The following is a 21491-nucleotide window of genomic DNA, read 5'->3' as shown; positions in this document are numbered from 1 at the left end:
AAGGAATCAGATATTATAAATAATAATATTTAATCCATATATTAATGGGTGCACAATTACTACATGTGCACCCATATAAAAGACAAGCTATGCTCGAATTTTATTCAATAACTCTGCTGTTTTGGCTTCCATTAACGCAGTATTACCACGAGACTCAACATTCAAGCGGATAACAGGCTCAGTGTTTGAGCTTCGGAGATTAAAACGCCAGTCAGAAAATTCAATACTGATTCCATCGGTATAGTCTACTACCGAGGCATCACTTTTATAGTATTCAAGTATTTCAGAAATCACTTTTTCTTGATCATTAACGATGCTATTAATCTCTCCGCTGGCTGGGAAAGATTTCATCCGATCATGGACTAGTTCTGCCAACGTTTTATTTTTAATACTCACTAACTCGGCTACAAGTAGCCACGGAATCATTCCGCTATCACAGTAGGCGAAGTCACGAAAATAATGATGAGCACTCATTTCACCACCATAGACAGCATCTTCCAAACGCATGCGTTCTTTGATGAAAGCATGGCCTGTTTTGGACATTACAGGAATACCCTTTGCTCGCTGAACCACATCTATAGTATTCCATGAAAGGCGGGGATCATGTATGATCCGCGCGCCTGGTTGCTTTTCGAGGAAAGATTCTGCAAGCAACCCGACAATGTAATAACCTTCAATAAAATTACCTTCATTATCGAAGAGGAAACATCTGTCAAAATCGCCATCGAACGCAATGCCCATATCTGCCTTGTGATTAATAACGGCTTCGCTTGTGTCAGCACGGCATTCTTGAAGAAGAGGGTTTGGAATCCCATTAGGGAAATTTCCATCAGGTAAATTGTGAATTTTCACAAATTCAACTGGAATCTGAATTTCCTTGAAACGTTTTTCAATCTCATCAATAACAGGGCCTGCGGCTCCGTTACCTGAGTTAATAACAAGTTTAAGTGGTTTAATATTTTCAGGTTTGATATAGCTGAGAATATGATCAATATATGCTTTTTTAGTATCTATTTTTTCATAACTTCCACGTTTCGCAATATCTACATGAGAAAAATTATTTTCTTCAGCTAAACGTTGTATATCTCGCAGCCCTGTATCACCGCTGATAGGCCGGGCTCCCTCGCGAACCAACTTCATCCCATTGTAATCCATCGGATTATGACTTGCTGTAACTTCAATTCCTCCGTCAACACCGAGATGGAATGTAGAGAAATAGATTTCTTCGGTCCCTGACATTCCAATATCCAGTACGTCAACACCTGCGTCCTGCAAACCTTCGGCTAGTGACATTTTTAGAGATTCACTTGTAAGGCGCACATCACCACCTAATACAACGGTCCGAGGTTTCAGATATTCACCATAGGCTCGACCAATTCGCTTTGCTATATTATTATTAAGTTCGTCACCTAAGCGGCCGCGAATGTCATACGCCTTGAAACAAGTCAATTTATCCATTATTTTCCTCATATATCTCTGGCAATTATTACCTTAAATCTTGATATAACGTATTTGCTGTGACAATTTCTAAATTCGCCCATAACGATCTGAAAGGCGAATAATGTCATCTTCTTCCAAATAGGAACCAGAACGCACTTCAATCAGTTCAAGCATGATTTTCCCTGGGTTCTCAAGAGAATGAATAACGCCAAGTGGGATATAAACGGATTGATTTTCTGTCAAAATTTTTTCTTCTCCGTTAATTGTTACTTTCGCAGTCCCAGATACAATAACCCAGTGTTCAGAACGGTGATGATGCATTTGTTCTGATAGCCCCTCCCCAGGTTTTACGCTTATACGCTTAACCTGGTAGCGTTCTCCAGCGTCAATCGAATCATATTTACCCCAGGGACGAAAAACTTCGCGGTGTTTATGATGCTCTAAACGCCCCTCAGCCTTTATTTTCTCCACTATCTTTTTAACATCCTGTACGGCATGCCTATCAGCAATGAGAACTGCATCTTTGGTCTGCACAATGATAAGGTCTTTCACGCCCACAGTGGCAACGAGACCTGATTCTGAATGTACGTAACTATTTTTTGTTCGGAAACTAATGACATCACCACGATGGACATTACCATCGGTGTCATGTGGGCTAATATCCCACAATGATGACCATGATCCAACATCGCTCCAGCCGGCATCCATTGGCACTACAACGGCGTCCTCAGTTTTCTCCATCACAGCATAATCAATCGACTCATCCGGACAAGCCAAGAATGACTTCTCATCAACTCTGGTGAAATCAAGGTCAGGATTGATAGCACTCATTGCTTTTTCGCATGCCTCAAGAATATCAGGCCTGAACTTTCTCAACTCGGCCAGATAGCTATCAACCTGGAAAAGAAACATACCGCTATTCCAATAATATTTCCCGCTATCTACATAAGATTTAGCAGTATCCAGATCGGGTTTTTCTACAAACCTTGAGACTTTATATGCTTCCTTACATCCTTTCTGACTTATGCTATCGCCGCGGAGAATATAACCATAACCAGTTTCAGCTCTATCAGGCACAATCCCAAAAGTTACAAGTTTGCCTTGTTCTGCACAAGGAATCGCTTGTCTGATCGCATCTCTGAAAACTTCTTCCTTCTCAAAAATATGGTCGGCAGCAAGTACCAGTAATAATGGATTGCTTTCGGCGTTATTCTTTTTCGCGGCTAATGCAGCAAGAGCGACGGCTGGAGCAGTATTTCGCCCTGCAGGTTCAAGGACAATATTTTTAGTTAGCTTGTTTAATTGTAGTAACTGCTCTGCCACGATAAAACGGTGTTTTTCATTACAAATTACTATAGGATTATTACAATCAAGTCCATCCAAACGGTTGATTGTTGATTGCAACATCGTGTAATCACCCTTTACTGGAATGAACTGTTTGGGATAAAGTTCACGGGATAGTGGCCATAAACGACTACCTGTACCGCCAGCCATTATAACAGGTATCAATTTGCTAGTAGCCATTTTTCAATTTCTTCCTCTAAAATAATATGATACTTAATCTTATAACCTGATGAATCACTAGTCACATGAGCCAAAAAATATTTCTCACAAAAAGAATGATCGTCATATAAATAAACACTTTCGTCTCTATGTTCTCTAAATGCAGAAATATTTGACGCTAAAACGCTTTTACCACATATTCTGCCTTCAATTACTGGCCTTCCGAATCCTTCATGAGTCGAATGAGCCCAGACCATTGAAGCGTTCTTTAGTTCCGATAATAATTCGTCATCTGTAAGAACCGGCAGCACCTGGACATTCTCAATCTTTAACTCTCTAAGTATTTTCAATGCCCATTCTCTGTGAGAGCCTAATCCTATAACCTTAAGCTTATGCGAAGCAGCGTATGCACATGTTTTCCATAACTGCATTGCGTGATTAAATTCTTTATTAGAACCATTACCTGAAATTAATACTGCATAGGATTCAGCATTACTTTTTTGAATATTACCTTGTGATAATTTAGCTTCTAGTTGATAGAATGAGTTAGGGAAAAGATAAACATTACTATCTTTTAACCATTTAACATTCATTCCAATTCTTTTTGTTGTTGCTGAGACAAATGCTACATCTCTTTTCAAAAAAGCATGAAATCGCTGTGTTAGTACAATATATAACGCAGAAAGACTTAGCCTTTCCTTAATTCTTTTATTTGGGATGAAATCATGAATTATTAATATGGATTTTTTGGAAAAAGCCGATATTACAGAACATGAGTTATAAGGATATATAACTTTTTCATATCTTCCCATAATACTTATCATAGGAATAATAACTTGCTCACAAAGAACAAAGAGTAAGTCTATAATTGCCCTAGGTAATTTTTGTGCAAATTTTGGACAACTCCACTCATTGACTATACATCCATTCTTTTCAAGTGCTGTAATTAAGTTGGATGAATAGATCGGAATACCTCTGTACAATATTCCCTTATAGAAATTGAACAACAATACTTTTTTCATTTCATTCCTGTCACACAGTTGATAAGATTCCAGTTGTAATGTTTCTTCAATACTTCTATCGCACAAAGAGAATTTTTATTAGCAATCTCTTCTCTAGACTCAAAAAGCTCGATAGAACGGATAAAATCATTTTTACTATTGGCAACGATAGCGTATTCACTAAGTTTTGGCATTGAATCCAGAACTATATTTGTAGTTATGACTGGCAGGCCTAATGCAAACGCTTCTAATACTTTATTCTGAAGACCAGAACCGTCGAAAATAGGGAATACTGCTATATCCATATTTGCCAGAAGATTCTTCAAATCATCAACATAACCATGAACGATAACTTCATTTAGTTTATTCAAAGCCAAAACTTGTTTACATGGCTGAGCACCGATGATATGAAGTTTATATTTTTCTTTTGGTAGACTATTAAACAAATCAGTTAAAAAGATTGCAGCTTTAACATTGGGGTAATAACTCATATTCCCCCAAAAAGCTAAATTTATAACGCCGTCGTCTTTTTTTAAGGTTTTTTTTACTCCGGGAATGTTCACGCCATTAGGTATAATCTTAAAACCTTCTTTACCTATATGTTTAGCATCTCTTTCTGAAATTATAAATCCCGCATCGATTACTTCGTATATTTCCCTCTCAATCGCGGACAGCTTTTTACTTTCGAAGCCACATATTTTCTTCATGAGAAAGTTTTCTGTTGCAGCTCTATTCTGCATATTTAATGAAAGAGCATCAACAAAATCACAATATATTAATGATTTGATACTGTGTTCTTTTCTTAAAGAAATAGTTTTAAAGATAAGGAACTCCAACCTAACCAATTGGAAAATTATCATGTCATAATTATTAGCAAGTAAAAGTTTTTTTAATTTTTGCCACGAGGCCTTATCATTATACACCGCACATTGCAATGCAGTTTGCCCCCTATTTTTAATTATGTTTTTTATTTTACCGATCTTTGATAAATTACCAGAAGAACACGAATTTATAAAATTATTGACATTACCACTTGTGGTGTTTGCTTTTTCTACCGAAAAAACATCCACTAAATTTTCTTTCGAAAGCTCTTTTATTTGATTATAAGCACGCAGAGCATCTCCAGTAATAATTGGCCAAGGGAAACGTGCAGTTACAAATAAAATTTTCTTCATCATCTAACCTATCTGTTTCTTATATTATATAAGGCTCATAAACACAAACCATGCAGGCGACATTATGTTTATAAAGTTTTGTTATCTATTAATTAATTTTAGTAAATATGCGCCGTAGTTAGTTTTCACAAATAGCCCCGCTCTTGAATATAAATCCTGATCGCTTAACCAGCCATTTCTCCACGCTATTTCCTCAAGGCACGCAATCATCATCCCCTGACGTTTTTGAACCGTCTCAACAAAGCTTCCTGCCTCAATTAAACTGTCATGAGTACCTGTATCAAGCCAAGCAAATCCTCGACCTAACAACTCGACTGTCAACATATTATTTTCTAGATATACTTGGTTAACAGTTGTAATTTCGAGTTCACCTCGGGGTGATGGCTTTATATGTTTAGCAATATCAACAACTTCATTATCGTAAAAATAAAGACCTGTTACTGCCCAATTTGATCTGGGTGCTACAGGTTTTTCTTCTATACTCAATGCCGTGTAATTTTTATCAAATTCGACGACACCAAAACTCTCAGGATTCATAACCTGATAACCAAATACAGTAGCACCTTTATTTCTATTTGCTGCCGTTTTAAGTTTTGGTGTAAATCCTTGACCAAAGAAAATATTATCCCCAAGGACCAAACAAACAGAATCATTACCAATAAAGTTGTCACCGATGATAAATGCTTGAGCTAAACCATCAGGGCTGGGTTGGATTGCATATTCTATGTTTATGCCAAACTGACGGCCATCACCGAGTAAACGTATAAAAGCTGGCTGATCATCTGGTGTTGTAATAATTAAAATATCTTTAATGCCAGCCAACATTAATACTGAAAGCGGGTAATAGATCATGGGTTTATCATAAACAGGAAGTAACTGTTTCGATACGCCCATTGTAATTGGATATAATCGTGTACCTGACCCCCCCGCTAAAATAATACCCTTCATTACTAACCGCCCTCATAATTTTGCTTTATCCAGGAGTGGTAACTTCCGTTATTAACATTTGCTATCCACTCCCTATTCGCTAGAAACCACTCAACCGTTTTACGAATTCCGCTTTCAAAAGTCTCCAGTGGTTTCCATCCCAGTTCCTTGCTAATCTTTTTAGCATCAATTGCATAACGACGATCATGACCGGGCCGATCTGGTATGAAAGTTATTTGTTCTCGGTAGGAAACTTTTTTTGGTACAATTTCATCTAACAGATCACAGATCGTATGCACAACATTAAGGTTTCTCTGTTCATTATAGCCTCCTATATTATAGGTCTCACCGATTTTACCTTGCGTTACTACGATATATAAAGCACGGGCGTGATCTTCTACATACAGCCAGTCACGTATTTGATCTCCGTTGCCATACACTGGCAGAGGTTTGCCTTCTAGTGCATTGAGAATTACTAACGGGATTAATTTTTCTGGGAAGTGATACGGGCCGTAGTTGTTTGAACAATTGGTTACGATGGTAGGGAAGCCATAGGTTCGCAGCCATGCGCGGACTAGATGATCACTTGAGGCTTTTGAAGCAGAATACGGGCTGCTTGGGGCATATGCGGTTTTTTCAGTAAACAGCGGCAGTTCAGTGCCCTTTACAACTTCATCCGGATGCGGAAGATCGCCATACACTTCATCTGTAGAAATATGATGGAAACGGAATCTAGTTTTTTTCTCTGCGCTAAGTTCGGACCAGTATTTACGGCTAGCTTCTAATAGCACATAAGTGCCGATAATATTAGTTTCGATAAAGGCTGCAGGACCACTTATCGAACGATCGACATGGCTCTCAGCCGCCAGATGCATCACTGCATCAGGTTGGTGATAAGACAAAATACGTTCCATAGCAGCGTTATCGCAAATATCAGCATGTTCAAAATAATAACGATCGCTCTGTGCGACGGTGGCTAGCGATTCGAGATTACCGGCGTAGGTCAATTTATCGACATTAATCACAGTGTCCTGCGTGTGATTAATAATGTGTCGTACAACAGCAGACCCAATAAAACCAGCTCCACCCGTGACCAGTATTTTCACGTTTATTTCGCTCTTAAAGTTTTCTGAAACAAAAGATGGTATGCCTACCACCCTGTTTACTCATTATAAGTAAACAGGGAGGAGAAGGGCGACGATAGGCTTTTAACTCACATTTTTATTCCATAGTAAATCGCAGATACCATCCGTTGGATTGAACGCGGCAGGTGCCTGCAAGAGTATTTCACGCACACGTTCGTAGTCGAACTCACGGCAGGCGTTGTCGAGATCCTGAAGAATGTGGCTCATTTCACTCCATGGCAACATTACTTCGTTAGCTGTTCTGATACGCGGGTGCTGCGTAACGGATACATTGTCGCCGATAAGCAACTCTTCATACAGTTTCTCACCTGGACGCAGACCTGTCGTTTTTATCGCAATATCACCATAAGGGTTTTTATCATCACGAACGGTTAGCCCTTGCAGCGTAATCATGCGGTGTGCAAGATCGATAATCCTGACGGGTTCCCCCATATCCAGAACAAAAACATCGCCGCCCGTGCCCATGGCTCCCGCCTGGATCACCAGTTGAGCCGCTTCAGGAATGGTCATAAAGTAACGCGTGATATCTTCGTGTGTCAGCGTCACCGGCCCACCTGCAGCAATCTGTTTTTCAAATAACGGCACAACTGAGCCTGATGAGCCTAACACGTTGCCGAAACGAACCATACTGAAGCAGGTTTTACTGGATTCCTTCGCCAGCGCTTGCAGCACCAGCTCCGCCATGCGCTTGGTCGCCCCCATGGTGTTGGTAGGGCGAACGGCTTTATCAGTCGAAATCAGAACAAAGTTTTCAACACCGCAACTTGCCGCAGCCTGAGCGCAGCTCAACGTACCAAAGATATTATTGCGCACGCCATCAAGTACGTTGAACTCGACAAGCGGTACATGCTTGTACGCCGCAGCATGATAAATTGTGTCGACGTTGAATGCTCTGATTAACCTTTCGAGATGCTCTTTATCCTGAACGTTTCCGAGGATCGGATAGATTTTAACCTTAAAATCCTGACCCAGATTCAGGTTACGCAGTTCGGAATCAATGGAATAGAGGGAGAATTCGGACAGTTCGAAAAGAATAAGCTGGTTTGGCTTATTTTTAATTATCTGTCGGCATAGTTCAGACCCTATTGACCCCCCTGCCCCGGTAACCATCACTGTTTTCCCGTTAATATTACGGGATATCAGTTCCGGAATGGGTGAGACAGGATCGCGGCCCAGCAGGTCTGTAATAACGACTTTCCGCAAGGAATCAATACTTGCCTTCCCCTCCACCAAATCGACCATTCCCGGGATGGAGAGCACTTCGCACGGCAGACCTTCCAGTGTTTTAATGACTTCGTTCTTTCTTGCCCGGCTTGCGCTTGGCATGGCCAGCAGAATTTTCTTCGCTTCGTATTTCTCAACCAGCCAGGGCAGTTTTTCTGGCGCAAAAACGCTTACCCCGTGAATCACCTGACCTTGCAGGGCACGGTTATCATCGACAAAAGCAACGGGGTAATATTCGTCCATCTGGCTCAGCGCAGGCAGTAATTGACGACCGGATGCACCTGCACCATAAATAACTACCCGAGTGCCCAGATTCAACCCACGATTCACCAACATTCTCATCCCAAGCCGTGATCCGGCAATAAGCAGTAGACCGAATGAGAAATAGATAAAAGGAATCGTTCTCGGCAAATAGAGGTTGGTATAGAACGCTGCGATAATAAGCAAAATGGACGATATGACCATCCCCATCGTTACTACCAGTAATATTTTGGCAGTAATATAACGAATTACGGCCCGATACAGCCCTAATTTAACAAAGATTGCCAAAGTAACTAAAATTATTGAAAGAATAAAAAGCCAATGCTCTGTACTATATACTGGAGTCATTGAATCAATGCGCACCCAAAATGCAAACCAAAATGCGCACAGCAGAAGCACAACATCTATAGAGAGTGTGATAATACGTTTTATTGGTCGTGGTAAAGATATTAAATAATTTAGCATACTAAAAACTGGTCGCCTCACTAAAGCTTGCATTCAGTTTATAAAATAGTACCAGCAGGACACACTGAGTAATCGTCTACTTTAGTATTATAACCACCCACTGTCCCCGCCTGGAGAAACGCTGATTTCCCAATCACAGCGCTGCCCGCAAGATGGACACCAACACCTAAGTGAGCGAAATCACCAACAATGGAATCGTGATCTATTGTCGAGTGGCTATTCACAATCGTCGCCAAACCTAATTTTGCGTTGGCGCCCACTACAGCGCCCGCTAACACAACAGAACCATCAGCAATGGTCGCCGATGGACTGACAAATGCAAAGGGATGTATGAGCGATACAGGATGAATACCTAAGCCGATCAGTTGCTGATAGAGTTGCTCTCTGACTTTATTGTTTCCGATGCCAATAGCAACATGACTTACCTTACCGATATGGAACCGTAGTTCTGAAATTTTTCCAATAATCAGTTTGTTAATTTCCTGGCAGGCGGATGTATTATCGTCGAGAAAAACGATATCGTCATATCCCAGCAGTCTCGCTGTCTCGTACAGCGTACGGCCATGACCACCCGCTCCCAAAATCAATAAGTCATGCATTGACATTGCTCTCTTTGTCTTTGACACCTGCACCACATTTCAGTGCAACAACGAGAAGCGGGAACCAGGCGATGAGTAGCCCCACAACACCATCAATTTTGCCTGAGGCAATAAAAAAGGCGATGGGGAAGAGCCACAGAAGATTGACGGCAATCGCCAATGATGTCACCGGAACGTGGCTGCCATATTTTCTTGCAAGAATTTGGTAGCCATGGCTGGCATGTGCTTCATAGACCTTTTTACCTGCTACGAGCCTCCTCAATAAAGTTGTCGTGGCATCGACGATAAATACGCCCAGCAAACATAATTCTGCAATAAAGAAATGTGTATCTGCTTTCGCAATATGGAGAATCATCAGTCCGATAGTTATCCCCAGGAAACCACTCCCGGCATCGCCCATGAAGATTTTTGCTCTCGGGAAATTCCAGACAATAAAACCGGCCGCGGCACCGATAAGGGCAAGCGTCAGCGGATAAATACTTCCAGGCGCGTCCGTGTACTGGTTTACAACAATTAATATAGCACTACATGCGGCAAATGTTATTGCTTCAGCGCTGGCTAAACCATTAATCCCATCCATAAAATTATATAAGTTCAGCATCCAGACCAGATACACACAGCCGAGAATCATACCAATCCAGGATAAGGAAAGATCGTAACCAAACAGCGTAATTACAGGGAAGGAACCCAGGAAATAGATGCCAATTGCTGCTGCCATGAAATGCATCAATAGACGCCAGCGTGCCGCAATATGACCATGATCATCAAGGAAGCCAATGATAGCGACAATTACACCTGGAATAAATAAACCCAGGAAACTGTCGAACGTAAGCGTATGGTTAAAATAAAATCCTACCAAAGCGACCAGGAGCGTCAGGACGATCGCTACTCCACCACCTCGCGGGGTCGGCACAGAATGAGAACTTCGCTGGTTTGGGCGGTCAATAACATTATGCTTTATTGCATACCCCCGCAATCCCCAAGTCAGCGCACACGATGCTAAAAAAGCGAATATCACAATTCCAAAATTCAACATTATTTATTACCTTCAGTATAATATTTCGCCGTTTTTTTCATAGTTTCATGAAGTGTTATCGGGGGTGTCCAGTGCAAATGTTCCCGCGATTTGGAGGCATCGACTTCCAGATCGCCAAATAACTGATCGTAAATACCACCTTTTCCAGCAGCGGAAAGCAGTAACTTCATAATGCTTTTAGGGAAATAAATAATTTTCGCTTTGATATCCATACCAGCAGCAAAAGTTTCAATCATCTCTTCCGTTGAAGGTCGTTCTGCATCAGCGAGTAAAAAGAGTTGATTCTTAGCTTTCTCGTTTACGACACATTCATTGATAAAACTGACGACATTATCCAGCGAAACAAGAGCACGCTTATTCTTAACGTTTTTAAACGGCAACGGCAGGTTTTTCGATACCAGGTTCAAAAGACGCTGAATATTACCCGGTGCATTTTCGCCACAAATTAAAGCCGGACGGACAATAGTGATAGCCATATCAGTCCCTCCAAAATTTTTTAATAGGCTCTGCTCAGCTTCAAGCTTGGAAATGGCATAATCAGAAGTCGGTCGAGGTGCCGATGTTTCTGTAAAGGGAGTTCCTGAAGTGGAATTACCGTTGACACCGATAGAGCTTATGAAAATAAAGTGCTTTACACCGCTACTGGCGGCATCTTTAGCTAATTTTATCGTCGCATCGTGATTAACCCGTCGGAATTCCGCTAATGCATCCTGTGCGTCATCATTGAGAATATGTGCCCTTCCCGCAGTATGAATGACGGTGTCGCACCCCTGGAGAAGATGAGCCCAGTTGGTGTCGGCTGAGATATCACCCAAGTTGAAAATACCTTCTGCAATGTTCTCTTGCCTGCGCGTTGTTAGTATCACCTCGTGCCCCGATGATTTCAACGTCTGGACTAAAGCAGTACCAAGAAATCCGGTTCCGCCCGTCACCAATACTTTCATTGCCATCCCCTATCTGCTTAATTTGTTATTTTTACCCCGCGAGGAGTGCAGGAACGCGATCACTGTACTATCCAGAGCCATTCGTTCTTTATTCATTAACTTATGCGAGGTATGCTACCGCCCCTGGCTTAACAGCTACCAGTGCACTGAGAGAAGTTTAGAGAAGAATTTTCTGGTCTGATTACAGACAAAAACTGGCGTTAATTGTCGTCCTAAATGGCGTCAGAAACAAGCACAAATCGCTACAAATCAGCCCAGATTTGAAGCAGGTAACTCTCTGTTATCACAGGAATTAATAACAAAAAGCGGCAGCCATCATTTTGTTTATGTAACAACATAACAAAAAGATGGCTGCCGCGCATAAAGTCTTTCAGACTGCGGAAGGACTATTAGTCGTTAGCCAGCAGCTTCTCAATCCGGCTTCTGAACTTCGCCCCTTCCTTCAGGTTACGCAGGCCATAGTTCACAAACGCCTGCATATACCCCATTTTCTTACCGCAGTCATAGCTGTCACCGGTCATTAGCATGGCATCAACCGACTGCTTCTTCGCCAGCTCAGCAATCGCATCGGTCAGCTGGATACGGTCCCAGGCACCCGGCTCGGTTTTTTCCAGCTCAGCCCAGATATCCGCATTTAGCACATAACGGCCTACCGCCATCAGGTCGGAGTCCAGGGTCTGCGGCTGATCGGGTTTTTCGATAAACTCAACGATACGGCTCACTTGCCCTTCCGACTCCAGCGGCTCTTTAGTCTGAATAACTGAGTACTCAGAGAGATCACCCTTCATACGTTTCGCCAGCACCTGGCTGCGACCCGTTTCGTTGAAGCGTGCAACCATTGCCGCCAGGTTGTAACGCAGCGGATCGGCAGAGGCGGTATCAATGATGATATCGGGCAGTACCACGATAAACGGGTTATCGCCTACGACCGGACGCGCGCACAGGATCGAGTGGCCCAGACCCAGCGGCTGCGCCTGACGCACGTTCATGATGGTCACGCCAGGAGGGCAGATAGACTGAACTTCCGCCAGAAGCTGACGCTTAACGCGCTGCTCAAGCAACGCTTCGAGTTCATAAGAGGTGTCGAAGTGGTTCTCTACCGCATTCTTCGAAGAGTGCGTCACCAGAACGATTTCTTTGATCCCTGCAGCAACAATCTCGTCGACGATGTACTGAATCATCGGCTTGTCAACGATCGGCAGCATCTCTTTAGGAATTGCCTTCGTGGCTGGCAACATATGCATGCCCAGACCCGCTACCGGTATGACTGCTTTCAAATTAATCATTATTTCTTCCACCTTAAAATGGTTGACGAATTATAGCTTTTAAACCTGTTTTCGCCAGCATGTTTTGCCGTAAATATGAAGTAATCCTAGGTCACCCCACCACAAATTACAGTAGTTGTAATCTGAATAGATCGCGATTTCGTTCCAGGAATTGTCGCAAAATAGTCTGGATGATTACCTGTGCGGCAGCGCAAAATTCAACCGTTCCGTATTCACCACGTGTTGATCAACGCGATCAATATCCACCGAGCTCTGCCCCTTTTCATTAACCGCTTTTATGTTCGCAAGCGACAGCAACGTCTCGTTTTTAGCCATAAACTTCCCGCGCACGTCTTTGCGCAAATCGAAGTTCATCTTCAGGGCCGGTCCCGTTGTTGACTCCTGCATCACGTTGATATTACGTAAGAAAAGGTGTTGGGGTTTGTTATGCAGCTCAAGCGTTGCCCGCTGCATCTCCACGTTGGTGATGGCAACAAACGACGTGGCATTGCCGGAGGAAATCTGTATCCCGCGCAGCTTATAGGCAAGCTGTCGGTTATCCAGGCGAATATCGTTAAGTTTGAAGTTCTGCGGTATCGACAGATAATCGCCCTTGATCACGCCATAACCAATTAGCATTCCGGCGCTGTTGACCATATCGACATTATCAATAACGAAATTATCACAGCCATAAATAGCTACTGTCGCGTTATCAATTCCAGCCTTTTTACTGAAGTCAGGGGTAATATTGCTGGCCTTGATATTACGGATCACAAAGTGTTTACCGTTTTCAACATGCACCAGCTGCCGACAGTTGCTGCCGGTGATATTTGCCACCACGAAGTTTTTAACGGTCTGCTGTTCCGGATAATCATTGTCGTACGTACTGCCGGCCAGCCCAATGCCTATGCCCCAGTTGATCTTGCCGTTGGTGCAGTTGATGTTATCGATCACGTGGTCAGAGATCAGGATGTTGCGGTCGTTAATCGCCACGTTCCACTCAATCGCGTCACCCTGCAAGTGGCTGAATTTACTATTGGTAATGCGCGCACCGTCCACCTGATTGTGGAACCCCTGACGCAGGATTGCGTAGTTGGCCTGCGTCACGGTGATGTTATCGATGAGCAGGTTGCGCATCACTCGCCGCTTTTTACCGCCGATGTAGATCTGGGTGACGGGGCCGAAGCCGCTCATCGCCAGCCCTTTAATGACACAGTCGGAGCCACGCACGTCCAGCGTGATGTTATGCGTGCGCCCTTCTCCTTCCCCAATGACCTTGCAGCCCTCCTGAAGCACAAACCGCCCGCGCCCGTTGCCCTTCAGCGCACCGCGGATCAGCAGGGTTTTGCCATCAGGAATGAAAATGCCGGTATTGATGTTTTCACAGGTTAACCCGGCGGGAACAACAACGGTATCGCCCTCGGCAAATGCCTGCTTAAAGGCGGCGATCCAGTCCTTATTGTTGTAACGATCGACAGAAACCGTCTTCCCGGTTGCCGCCCGCACAGCGCGGGGCGACAGCAGCGGCATAGCAGCCAGGACGGATAAAGAAGAGACAAATCGGCGTCGGGTAATCTTTTTCAGCATACAACCTCAGCGTTACAGCGTTTGCAGCAGGCTCGCTAACTGGCGATTAATCACCTGCTGATTGAATTCTGCTTCAACTTTTTGCCGCGCATTTTGCAGCACAGGGATCAGCGTCTGCTGATCGATATCGCTGAACGCGGCCAGACGGTCCGCCAGCGCCAGCGCATTGTTTTCAGGGACCAGCCAGCCGGAATGCTCAGAGGTGATCAGCTCCGGGATGCCGCTGTGTAACGTCGAGACCACCGGAATGCCGACGGCCATCGCCTCCATCAGCGCCACGGGAATGCCTTCCATATCGCCGTCAGCGCCGGTTACGGAAGGCAGCAGGAACACATCCGCCTCATCGAGCATGGCTTTCACTTCGTGGCTCGGCTTGAAGCCCGGCATCTCCACCACGTCTTCCAGCTGATACTGTTCGATCAGCGTGCGCAGGCGACGCTCCCACGGCCCGATACCCAGGATGCGATAGTGGAAGTCCACACCACGCGCCTTCAGCTGGCGACAGGCTTCGATGGCTACGTGCAGCCCTTTCTTTTCGGTCAGGCGGGCAACAGAGATAATTTGCAGCGGCTTGCCCGGCACCTTGACGGGTCGCTGGGTGAAGCGTTCCATGTCCACGCCCATGCGTGAAACGGTGATTTTCTCGCTCGGGCACCCCATGGTTTTCAGGCGCCCGGCCCACAGGTCGCTTATCGGCAGCATCATGTCACCACGGCGAAACAGCTGCTGATATTCCGGCGTGTAGTGGTTCAGCACTTCACGGCTGGAGATATCGATACCGTGGAAAATGGTGGCGATTTTGCCGTCAATCACCCCCAGCTCACGCAGTTTTGCCGCCGTGACGCCAGCCGGGCCAAAGTGAGCGATAAAGACATCGGCCCGGTACGGCTGGGCCGTTTGCCCGCAAATGGCGGATAAGATCAGGTTGCGGGCCTCCGCGCCATAGCGCGACATATTCAGCGCCCGCCACGTCGAGGCGCGATGCAGGCCGCGCAGCGTCTGGCTAGCGCGATGGCGCAGTTTGTTCATCCTTCCGGCGGGTTCGTCCTGCAACCAGCGGGTTTTCGCCTCCAGCCCATACTGGGTATACGCCGCATGGGTGTTTTGCGTATCGCCCTTTTGCAGGGCGATAATCTCCACGTCATACCCCATATCGATAAACGCGGTGATTTGGTTCAGCACAAAGGTTTCAGACGACAGCGGAAATTTCAGTAAGAAGAAACCAACCTTCATTTCCCCTCCCGGACGCGGTCGAGGACGGATTTCACCATGCCAATACCTTTTTCGCGTTCGGCTTTCACCGCCACCGCCAGACGTTCGTTGATCGCAGGCAGCTGACCGAGCGTGTCGCCCACCATCGCACCCAGAGATCCGTCCAGCAGATGACGAATGTCGACGGCCATTTCCGGCATACCGAGCTGCTGCATAATGCCCGCGGACTTGTGTTCGTAGTTAATGGCGATGGCTGGCGTGCCGAAGTTCATCGAGATAATAGCCGAGTGCAGACGCGTGCCCACGGTCAGGTCGCAGGCGGAGAGCAGCTTGCCCATCTCCAGGTCGTTCAGTTCGTCCATCACCACGTGGTAGCGGGACGGGTCGTTGACCAGGTTACGCAGGTTGAGCGCCACCATGCGGTCATCTTTGTTGTAGCTGTCGATACCGGTACAGGTGGAAAGCGCCAGCACCTGGTAACCGCTGTCCAGCACGCGGTTCACCACCTCGGCAAAAGCTTTTTCATACGCCGCCTGAGTCGTGCCGAGGCGTTTATCGAACGGCGCAAGTTCACGCAGGGTAATGGCGACGGTTTTCTGTTTTGCCGCCACGTCCAGCCAGTGCTGTACCGCGTAGCTGGCCTGGAAGCTGTCATCCTGATGATCCACCAGCCAGGCGGTGTCTACGCCGTGCTCCACTTTGGTGGTGTCGATTTCGCTGCGCTTCATCATGTCGAGGCTGACCGATTCGCGCAGGATCAGCGCGTCACAGTGGCCGAAGACATAGTTCGCCAGCTGGTTGAACTGCGGATCCTGGAACGGCCCGACGCTGTGGCCAATCATAAACAGCGGTTTTTTCGCCATAAAGGTGCAGAGCGCATGCTCAAACTGCGGCACGCCGTACAGGTCGACGAAGAACGAACCGCCCACCTGAATAATGGCGTCATAGCCGGACAGCAGACGCACGAAATCGGTAAAGCCCTGCGCGATGGCGATGTTGCGCAACTTGCCGGTGTCGGTTACGCGAGAAAGCAGCACCTGATGCTGGTAGCGGCGACGCAGCACTTTCTTCACGCGCCCCATCACGCCCGCAGCGTTGTTGTGCTGTTTCATCTGGCTGTAGAGCGGGTCGCCCATCACCGGGCGGTTCAGTAACCAGGATGAGCTGACCGGATAACGGCTCATCACATCCACTTCTGTCTCAGGCTTAAGGGTGTTAATTGCATCCAATAAACCGCGCAGGATGGCGCTGTCGCCACGGTTGCCGCAGGTATGGTTGCCAAGAATAAGTAATTTCATAATGGCCTCGTAAAATTAGCCTGCGCGAAGCAGCGTTTTCATTTTTTCGTTACGGCAAAACTGGCGCTTTATCTCAACCACCAGCGCATTGCGTGACAGTACAATCATCACGCCGAATGCCAGCGCGCCTGCCGCGACCTGCACCGCAAGCAGCGCCGCCAGCGGCAGATGCCCGTTGAGCACCACGCCCAGGCCGTAGCTCACCGCCAGAGTCGGTAAGGAGAGATAAAACGGCAGCCACAGGCTGAGAATGTACTGATGGTAGCTGGAGCCCAGCACCGGTTTGATCATCACGAAGTAGCTCAGCACGGTATTGACGATCTGCACCAGCAGGAAGCCGAGCGTCACGCCAATGGCGCCCGCCATGTGCCCGCCCATAATAATTGCCGGAATAAACAGGAAGGTTTTAAACACGTTGAACTTGAAGCTGATATCCACGCGCGCCTTCGCCATCAGCAGAGAACCAATTGGATTCCCCACCGAGCGCAGCAGCCCCACAACGCACAGCAGTTGCAGGATCGGGATGATGCTGTTCCACTTCTCGCCAAACACCAGCGGTACGAAATTGCTGGCGACCACCATCAGCCCCAGCAGTACCGGGAAGTTGATGATCCCCACCACGGAGAGCAGCTTGTAAAAGTTCACGCGCAGCTTCTCGGTATCGTCCTGAATTTTGGCGAACGCCGGGAACAGCACGCGGGTAATGATTGGGTTGAGCTTCATCGGCGGGACAACCGCGACGTTATACGCCAGGTTGTAGCCGCCCGCGACGCTCGCGCCCAGAATGCGCGCCAGCACCAGCGTAGAGAGGTTAGTATTCACATAGTTGATAATGCTGTCTGCCGTCAGCCACGCGCCGAAGCGTAGGTTGGATGAAACAGACGCCAGCGAAAAATGCAGTCCCGGGCGATAAATCTTGCGGCCAAAGAAGCCAAACAGCAGCGTGCGCACGGCAGAGTTAACGAGGTAGCCGAGAATGGCGGTCATCGCCAGCGGCCAGAAATGGGCGCTGACCACGGTGAAGGTAAAGCCCGCCAGCACGGCGCTGGTTTCAATCATGCCGATTTTGTTGAACTCCAGCTCTTTCTGCATCAGCGCGCGGAACTGCTGCCCGTGCGGGATCACCACGAAAGCAAACGACAGGGTGCGCATCAGCGGCGCCAGGTCCGGGTTATGCAGCACGCCGGCAATCACATCGCTCAGCAGGAACACCAGCACAAAGACGAAGATACCCAGCCCAACGTTCAGCCAGTAGAGGGTGGTCAGCTCAAGATGGCTGATCTCTTTGCGCTGGATAATGGAGTTGGCGATACCAAAGTCCGACAGCGTATCGGCCAGGGCGATAATCACCAGCGAGACGGTCAGCAGACCAAACTGGTGGTTATCGATAATGCGCGCCAGCACCGTCATCTGCACCAGGCCGAGGCCAATGATGACGATGGTGGCCATGGCTGACCATTTTGCGCCGCTGATGGTTTTTTCTCGTAAGCTCATCTTAGTACGCCGCTTTGTTCACGAAGCCTTTGAAAATGGTCAGAAAAACAATCTTGATATCGAACCAGAGGCTCCACTCGCGGATGTACTCCAGATCGAACTCGATGCGTTTTTCCATTTTTTCCAGCGTGTCGGTCTCGCCGCGCCACCCGTTGATCTGCGCCCAGCCGGTGATGCCTGGCTTCACCTTATGGCGCAGCATGTAGCCTTCAATCAGGGTACGGTACTGCTCGTTATGGGCCACGGCGTGAGGACGAGGCCCGACGATGGACATCCCGCCGGTGAACACGTTGATGAACTGCGGCAGCTCATCGAGCGAGGTACGGCGCAGGAAGTTACCCACGCGGGTGACGCGCGGATCGTTCTGCGTCGCCTGGGTCACCACCTTGTCGTTCTCCATCACCTTCATGGAGCGGAATTTCCACACCATGATCGGCTTACCGTCCATGCCGTAGCGGGTCTGACGGAAGATGATCGGCCCCGGAGAGCTGAGCTTCACCGCCAGCGCAATGCAGCACAGCACCGGGGAGATCAGCAGCAGGATCAGGGACGAAAGTACGATATCCTCCACGCGCTTCAGCACGCGGTTAATCCCCGACAGCGGCGTGTCGTACAGTGGAACAACCGGTACCCCGTTCACCTCTTCGATACGGGAGTGGAGAATATTGAAGGTAAACACGTCAGGGATGAGGATCACCGAGCAGGTTGTATCGGCCAGCTCGCGCATCAGTGTCTTGATGCGGGATTCATCTTTCATCTGCATGGCGATGTAGACGTTGTGAATTTTGCCGGCTTTCGCGTCTTCTATCAGCTGTTCGTAGCTGCCCGCCCAGTCAGATGGTACGCCGCCGGGCTTCGCGTCGTGATAAACCCCCACCACTTCAAAACCTAACCACGGCTCTTTGCGGAAGCTGTCGAGCAACACCTGTCCCACCGGCAGGTCGCCCGCCACGGCAACAAAGCGACGGTTATACCCACGGTTGCGCAGCCAGCCCGCGCCAAAGCGGATCAGCGAGCGGCAGACCACCATGCCAACGCTGGTTAACAGATACCAGCAGAGATAGGTCACAAGCCGATTATCAAAATCATGGCTGAACGCCACCAGGCCTGCGCTGAAAATCAGGCTTAAGGTCCAGTTCTGGAGCAGCAGCATCAGTTCGGTGGTCATTTTGACGCCACGCCATGAACGATAGAAATCGGTCATGCCGCCGATCATCTGAAACACCACCAGCGCAATCAACGCCATCAGCAAGTGCATGTATAAGAACGACTGCCCGCTGACCCAACACACCGCCCACAGTCCGCCGACCATGATGGTGATATCAGAAAAACGCTGCACCATAGAGATTAACGATGCATTCGTTCTCGCTCGCTCGCGCTTTTTTAGATTTGTCATCGTTGTTCCTTTAGTTCTAAACCTTTCCCCTCGCCCCTCACCCCGGTCCTCTCACCAAAGGGGAGAGGGTGTTCAAGTTCCCTCTCCCCTTTGGGGAGAGGGTTAGGGTGAGGGGTAAGGTTTTCTTTTTACTGATTCAACAGCGCCAGAATGTCCTTCGTTCGGGCTTCCATCAGCGCGGTATCGGCGCGGGACTCCACGTTCAGGCGCACCACCGGCTCGGTGTTGGAAGAGCGCAGGTTGAAGCGCCACTGCGGGAACGCCATGCTGATACCATCCGTACGGTCAATTTCCAGCGCATGAATGGCAAAGTGCTGTTCGACGCGGGCGATGGCCTCGGCTGGCTGTGCCAGTTTGCTGTTGATCTCCCCGCTCGCCGGGAACGCCGCCATGCGGTCGCGCACCAGTTCGCCCAGGCTCTGTCCTTTCAGGCACAGCAGCTCGGTTACCAGCAGCCACGGGATCATCCCGCTGTCGCAGTAGGCAAAATCACGGAAATAGTGGTGGGCGCTCATCTCGCCGCCGTAGATGGCGTCTTCCTCGCGCATACGCTCTTTGATAAACGCGTGGCCGGTTTTAGACATCACCGGCTCGCCGCCCGCGGCCTTCACCACGTCGACGGTGTTCCAGGAGAGGCGCGGATCATGAATGATCTTCGCCCCCGGGTTTTTCTCAAGGAACGCTTCCGCCAGCAGGCCAACGATGTAGTAGCCTTCGATAAACTGCCCTTTCTCGTCGAACAGGAAGCAGCGGTCGAAATCGCCGTCAAAGGCGATACCCATATCGGCGCCGTGCTCAATCACCGCGTTGCGGGTGTCGTCGCGGCACTCCGGCAGCAGCGGGTTAGGAATACCGTTCGGGAAGTTGCCGTCTGGCGTGTTGTGCACTTTGACGAAGGTCACCGGCACGTTCAGCGCCTTAAAGCGGGCTTCAAGTGCATCGACAACCGGGCCTGCCGCGCCGTTGCCGGAGTTAATCACCAGCTTCAGCGGTTTGAGGTTCGCCACGTTGATGTAGCCCAGCAGGTGGTCGATGTACTCTTTTTGCAGGTTGATCTGCTTATAGCTGCCGCGCTTCGCTTCGTTCACCGGCGGGAAGTCGTTGGCCTCGGCCAGACGCTGCACGTCGCGCAGGCCGGTGTCGCCGCTGATAGGACGCGCGCCCTTGCGCACCAGCTTCATGCCGTTGTAGTCCATCGGGTTATGGCTGGCCGTCACTTCGATACCGCCGTCCACGCCCAGATGGAAGGTGGCAAAATAGATCTCTTCGGTACCGGAAAGGCCAATGTCCAGCACGTCGACGCCCGCGTCCTGTAGCCCTTTCGCCAGCGCCAGCTTCAGGGATTCGCTGGTGAGACGCACGTCGCCGCCCAGCACGATAGTTTGTGGTTTCAGGTATTCGCCGTACGCGCGGCCGATGCGCCACGCAATGTCTTCGTTCAGCTCTTCGCCCAGCTTGCCGCGAATATCGTAGGCTTTAAAACAGGTTAATTTTTCCATGATGACCCCTTTTTCAGGCA

Annotated in this window: 17 protein-coding genes; all 17 read right to left on the bottom strand. The window is 47.8% G+C overall.

The genetic code is table 11. The annotated features are described in order from the left end of the window. Positions 1-87: 87 nt before the first annotated feature. Positions 88-1458: a phosphomannomutase CpsG gene (gene cpsG / locus ACOT1A_RS00190; RefSeq protein ID WP_023306561.1), complete on the bottom strand. Its 1371-nt coding sequence runs from the start codon at positions 1456-1458 to the stop codon at positions 88-90. A 69-nt stretch (positions 1459-1527) separates the two neighbouring features. Continuing rightward, a complete protein-coding gene (gene cpsB / locus ACOT1A_RS00185; RefSeq protein ID WP_022648617.1) occupies positions 1528-2964 on the bottom strand; it encodes a mannose-1-phosphate guanyltransferase in 1437 nt (478 codons plus the stop codon). After that, positions 2946-3965, bottom strand: a complete 1020-nt coding sequence (locus ACOT1A_RS00180) for a glycosyltransferase (RefSeq protein WP_232934144.1) — start codon at positions 3963-3965, stop codon at positions 2946-2948. The genes cpsB and ACOT1A_RS00180 overlap by 19 nt, the downstream gene beginning before the upstream one ends. After that, complete coding sequence (locus ACOT1A_RS00175) at positions 3962-5122, bottom strand: glycosyltransferase (RefSeq protein ID WP_232934146.1); 1161 nt, start codon at positions 5120-5122, stop codon at positions 3962-3964. The genes ACOT1A_RS00180 and ACOT1A_RS00175 overlap by 4 nt, the downstream gene beginning before the upstream one ends. A 78-nt stretch (positions 5123-5200) precedes the next feature. Beyond that, positions 5201-6067, bottom strand: a complete 867-nt coding sequence (gene rfbA, locus ACOT1A_RS00170) for a glucose-1-phosphate thymidylyltransferase RfbA (RefSeq protein WP_022648620.1) — start codon at positions 6065-6067, stop codon at positions 5201-5203. Positions 6068-6069: 2 nt separating this feature from the next. Further along, on the bottom strand, positions 6070-7152 hold the full coding sequence (rfbB, locus tag ACOT1A_RS00165) for a dTDP-glucose 4,6-dehydratase (RefSeq protein WP_022648621.1): 1083 nt from the start codon (positions 7150-7152) through the stop codon (positions 6070-6072). Positions 7153-7254: 102 nt separating this feature from the next. Next, the gene (locus tag ACOT1A_RS00160) at positions 7255-9024 is read right to left on the bottom strand and encodes a polysaccharide biosynthesis protein (RefSeq protein ID WP_400174335.1); all 1770 of its coding nucleotides are present in this window, start codon (positions 9022-9024) and stop codon (positions 7255-7257) included. Positions 9025-9179: 155 nt separating this feature from the next. Next, positions 9180-9746, bottom strand: a complete 567-nt coding sequence (locus tag ACOT1A_RS00155) for a sugar O-acyltransferase (protein ID WP_232934152.1) — start codon at positions 9744-9746, stop codon at positions 9180-9182. Next, entirely contained in the window at positions 9733-10776 is a 1044-nt protein-coding gene (locus tag ACOT1A_RS00150; RefSeq protein ID WP_032623957.1) for an MraY family glycosyltransferase, read from the bottom strand. Before ACOT1A_RS00150 ends, ACOT1A_RS00155 begins: the two co-directional genes overlap by 14 nt. Next, positions 10776-11726 carry an NAD-dependent epimerase/dehydratase family protein gene (locus ACOT1A_RS00145; RefSeq protein WP_080686342.1) on the bottom strand — a complete coding sequence of 317 codons (951 nt, stop codon included), beginning with the start codon at positions 11724-11726 and terminating at the stop codon, positions 10776-10778. The genes ACOT1A_RS00150 and ACOT1A_RS00145 overlap by 1 nt, the downstream gene beginning before the upstream one ends. Positions 11727-12109: 383 nt before the next feature. Beyond that, positions 12110-13006 carry a GalU regulator GalF gene (gene galF / locus ACOT1A_RS00140; RefSeq protein ID WP_023306567.1) on the bottom strand — a complete coding sequence of 299 codons (897 nt, stop codon included), beginning with the start codon at positions 13004-13006 and terminating at the stop codon, positions 12110-12112. Between the two features lie 174 nt (positions 13007-13180). Next, positions 13181-14572: a colanic acid biosynthesis protein WcaM gene (gene wcaM, locus ACOT1A_RS00135; protein ID WP_063199122.1), complete on the bottom strand. Its 1392-nt coding sequence runs from the start codon at positions 14570-14572 to the stop codon at positions 13181-13183. A 12-nt stretch (positions 14573-14584) separates the two neighbouring features. Next, positions 14585-15805, bottom strand: coding sequence for a colanic acid biosynthesis glycosyltransferase WcaL (gene wcaL / locus ACOT1A_RS00130; protein ID WP_276169849.1), 1221 nt, complete (start codon positions 15803-15805; stop codon positions 14585-14587). Beyond that, on the bottom strand, positions 15802-17082 hold the full coding sequence (gene wcaK / locus ACOT1A_RS00125) for a colanic acid biosynthesis pyruvyl transferase WcaK (RefSeq protein ID WP_022648628.1): 1281 nt from the start codon (positions 17080-17082) through the stop codon (positions 15802-15804). The genes wcaL and wcaK overlap by 4 nt, the downstream gene beginning before the upstream one ends. Before the next feature lie 15 nt (positions 17083-17097). Next, positions 17098-18576, bottom strand: coding sequence for a colanic acid undecaprenyl disphosphate flippase WzxC (gene wzxC / locus ACOT1A_RS00120; protein ID WP_063148524.1), 1479 nt, complete (start codon positions 18574-18576; stop codon positions 17098-17100). Position 18577: 1 nt separating this feature from the next. Next, positions 18578-19972 (bottom strand): undecaprenyl-phosphate glucose phosphotransferase, encoded by a 1395-nt coding sequence (wcaJ, locus tag ACOT1A_RS00115; protein ID WP_038416372.1) that lies wholly within the window; start codon positions 19970-19972, stop codon positions 18578-18580. A gap of 128 nt (positions 19973-20100) precedes the next feature. Next, entirely contained in the window at positions 20101-21471 is a 1371-nt protein-coding gene (cpsG, locus tag ACOT1A_RS00110) for a colanic acid biosynthesis phosphomannomutase CpsG (protein ID WP_022648631.1), read from the bottom strand. Positions 21472-21491 lie beyond the last annotated feature (20 nt).

Source organism: Enterobacter cloacae complex sp. SYL003, from assembly GCF_049236925.1.
GTDB lineage: Bacteria > Pseudomonadota > Gammaproteobacteria > Enterobacterales > Enterobacteriaceae > Enterobacter > Enterobacter intestinihominis.
This window is presented reverse-complemented; position numbering and strand designations above follow the sequence as displayed.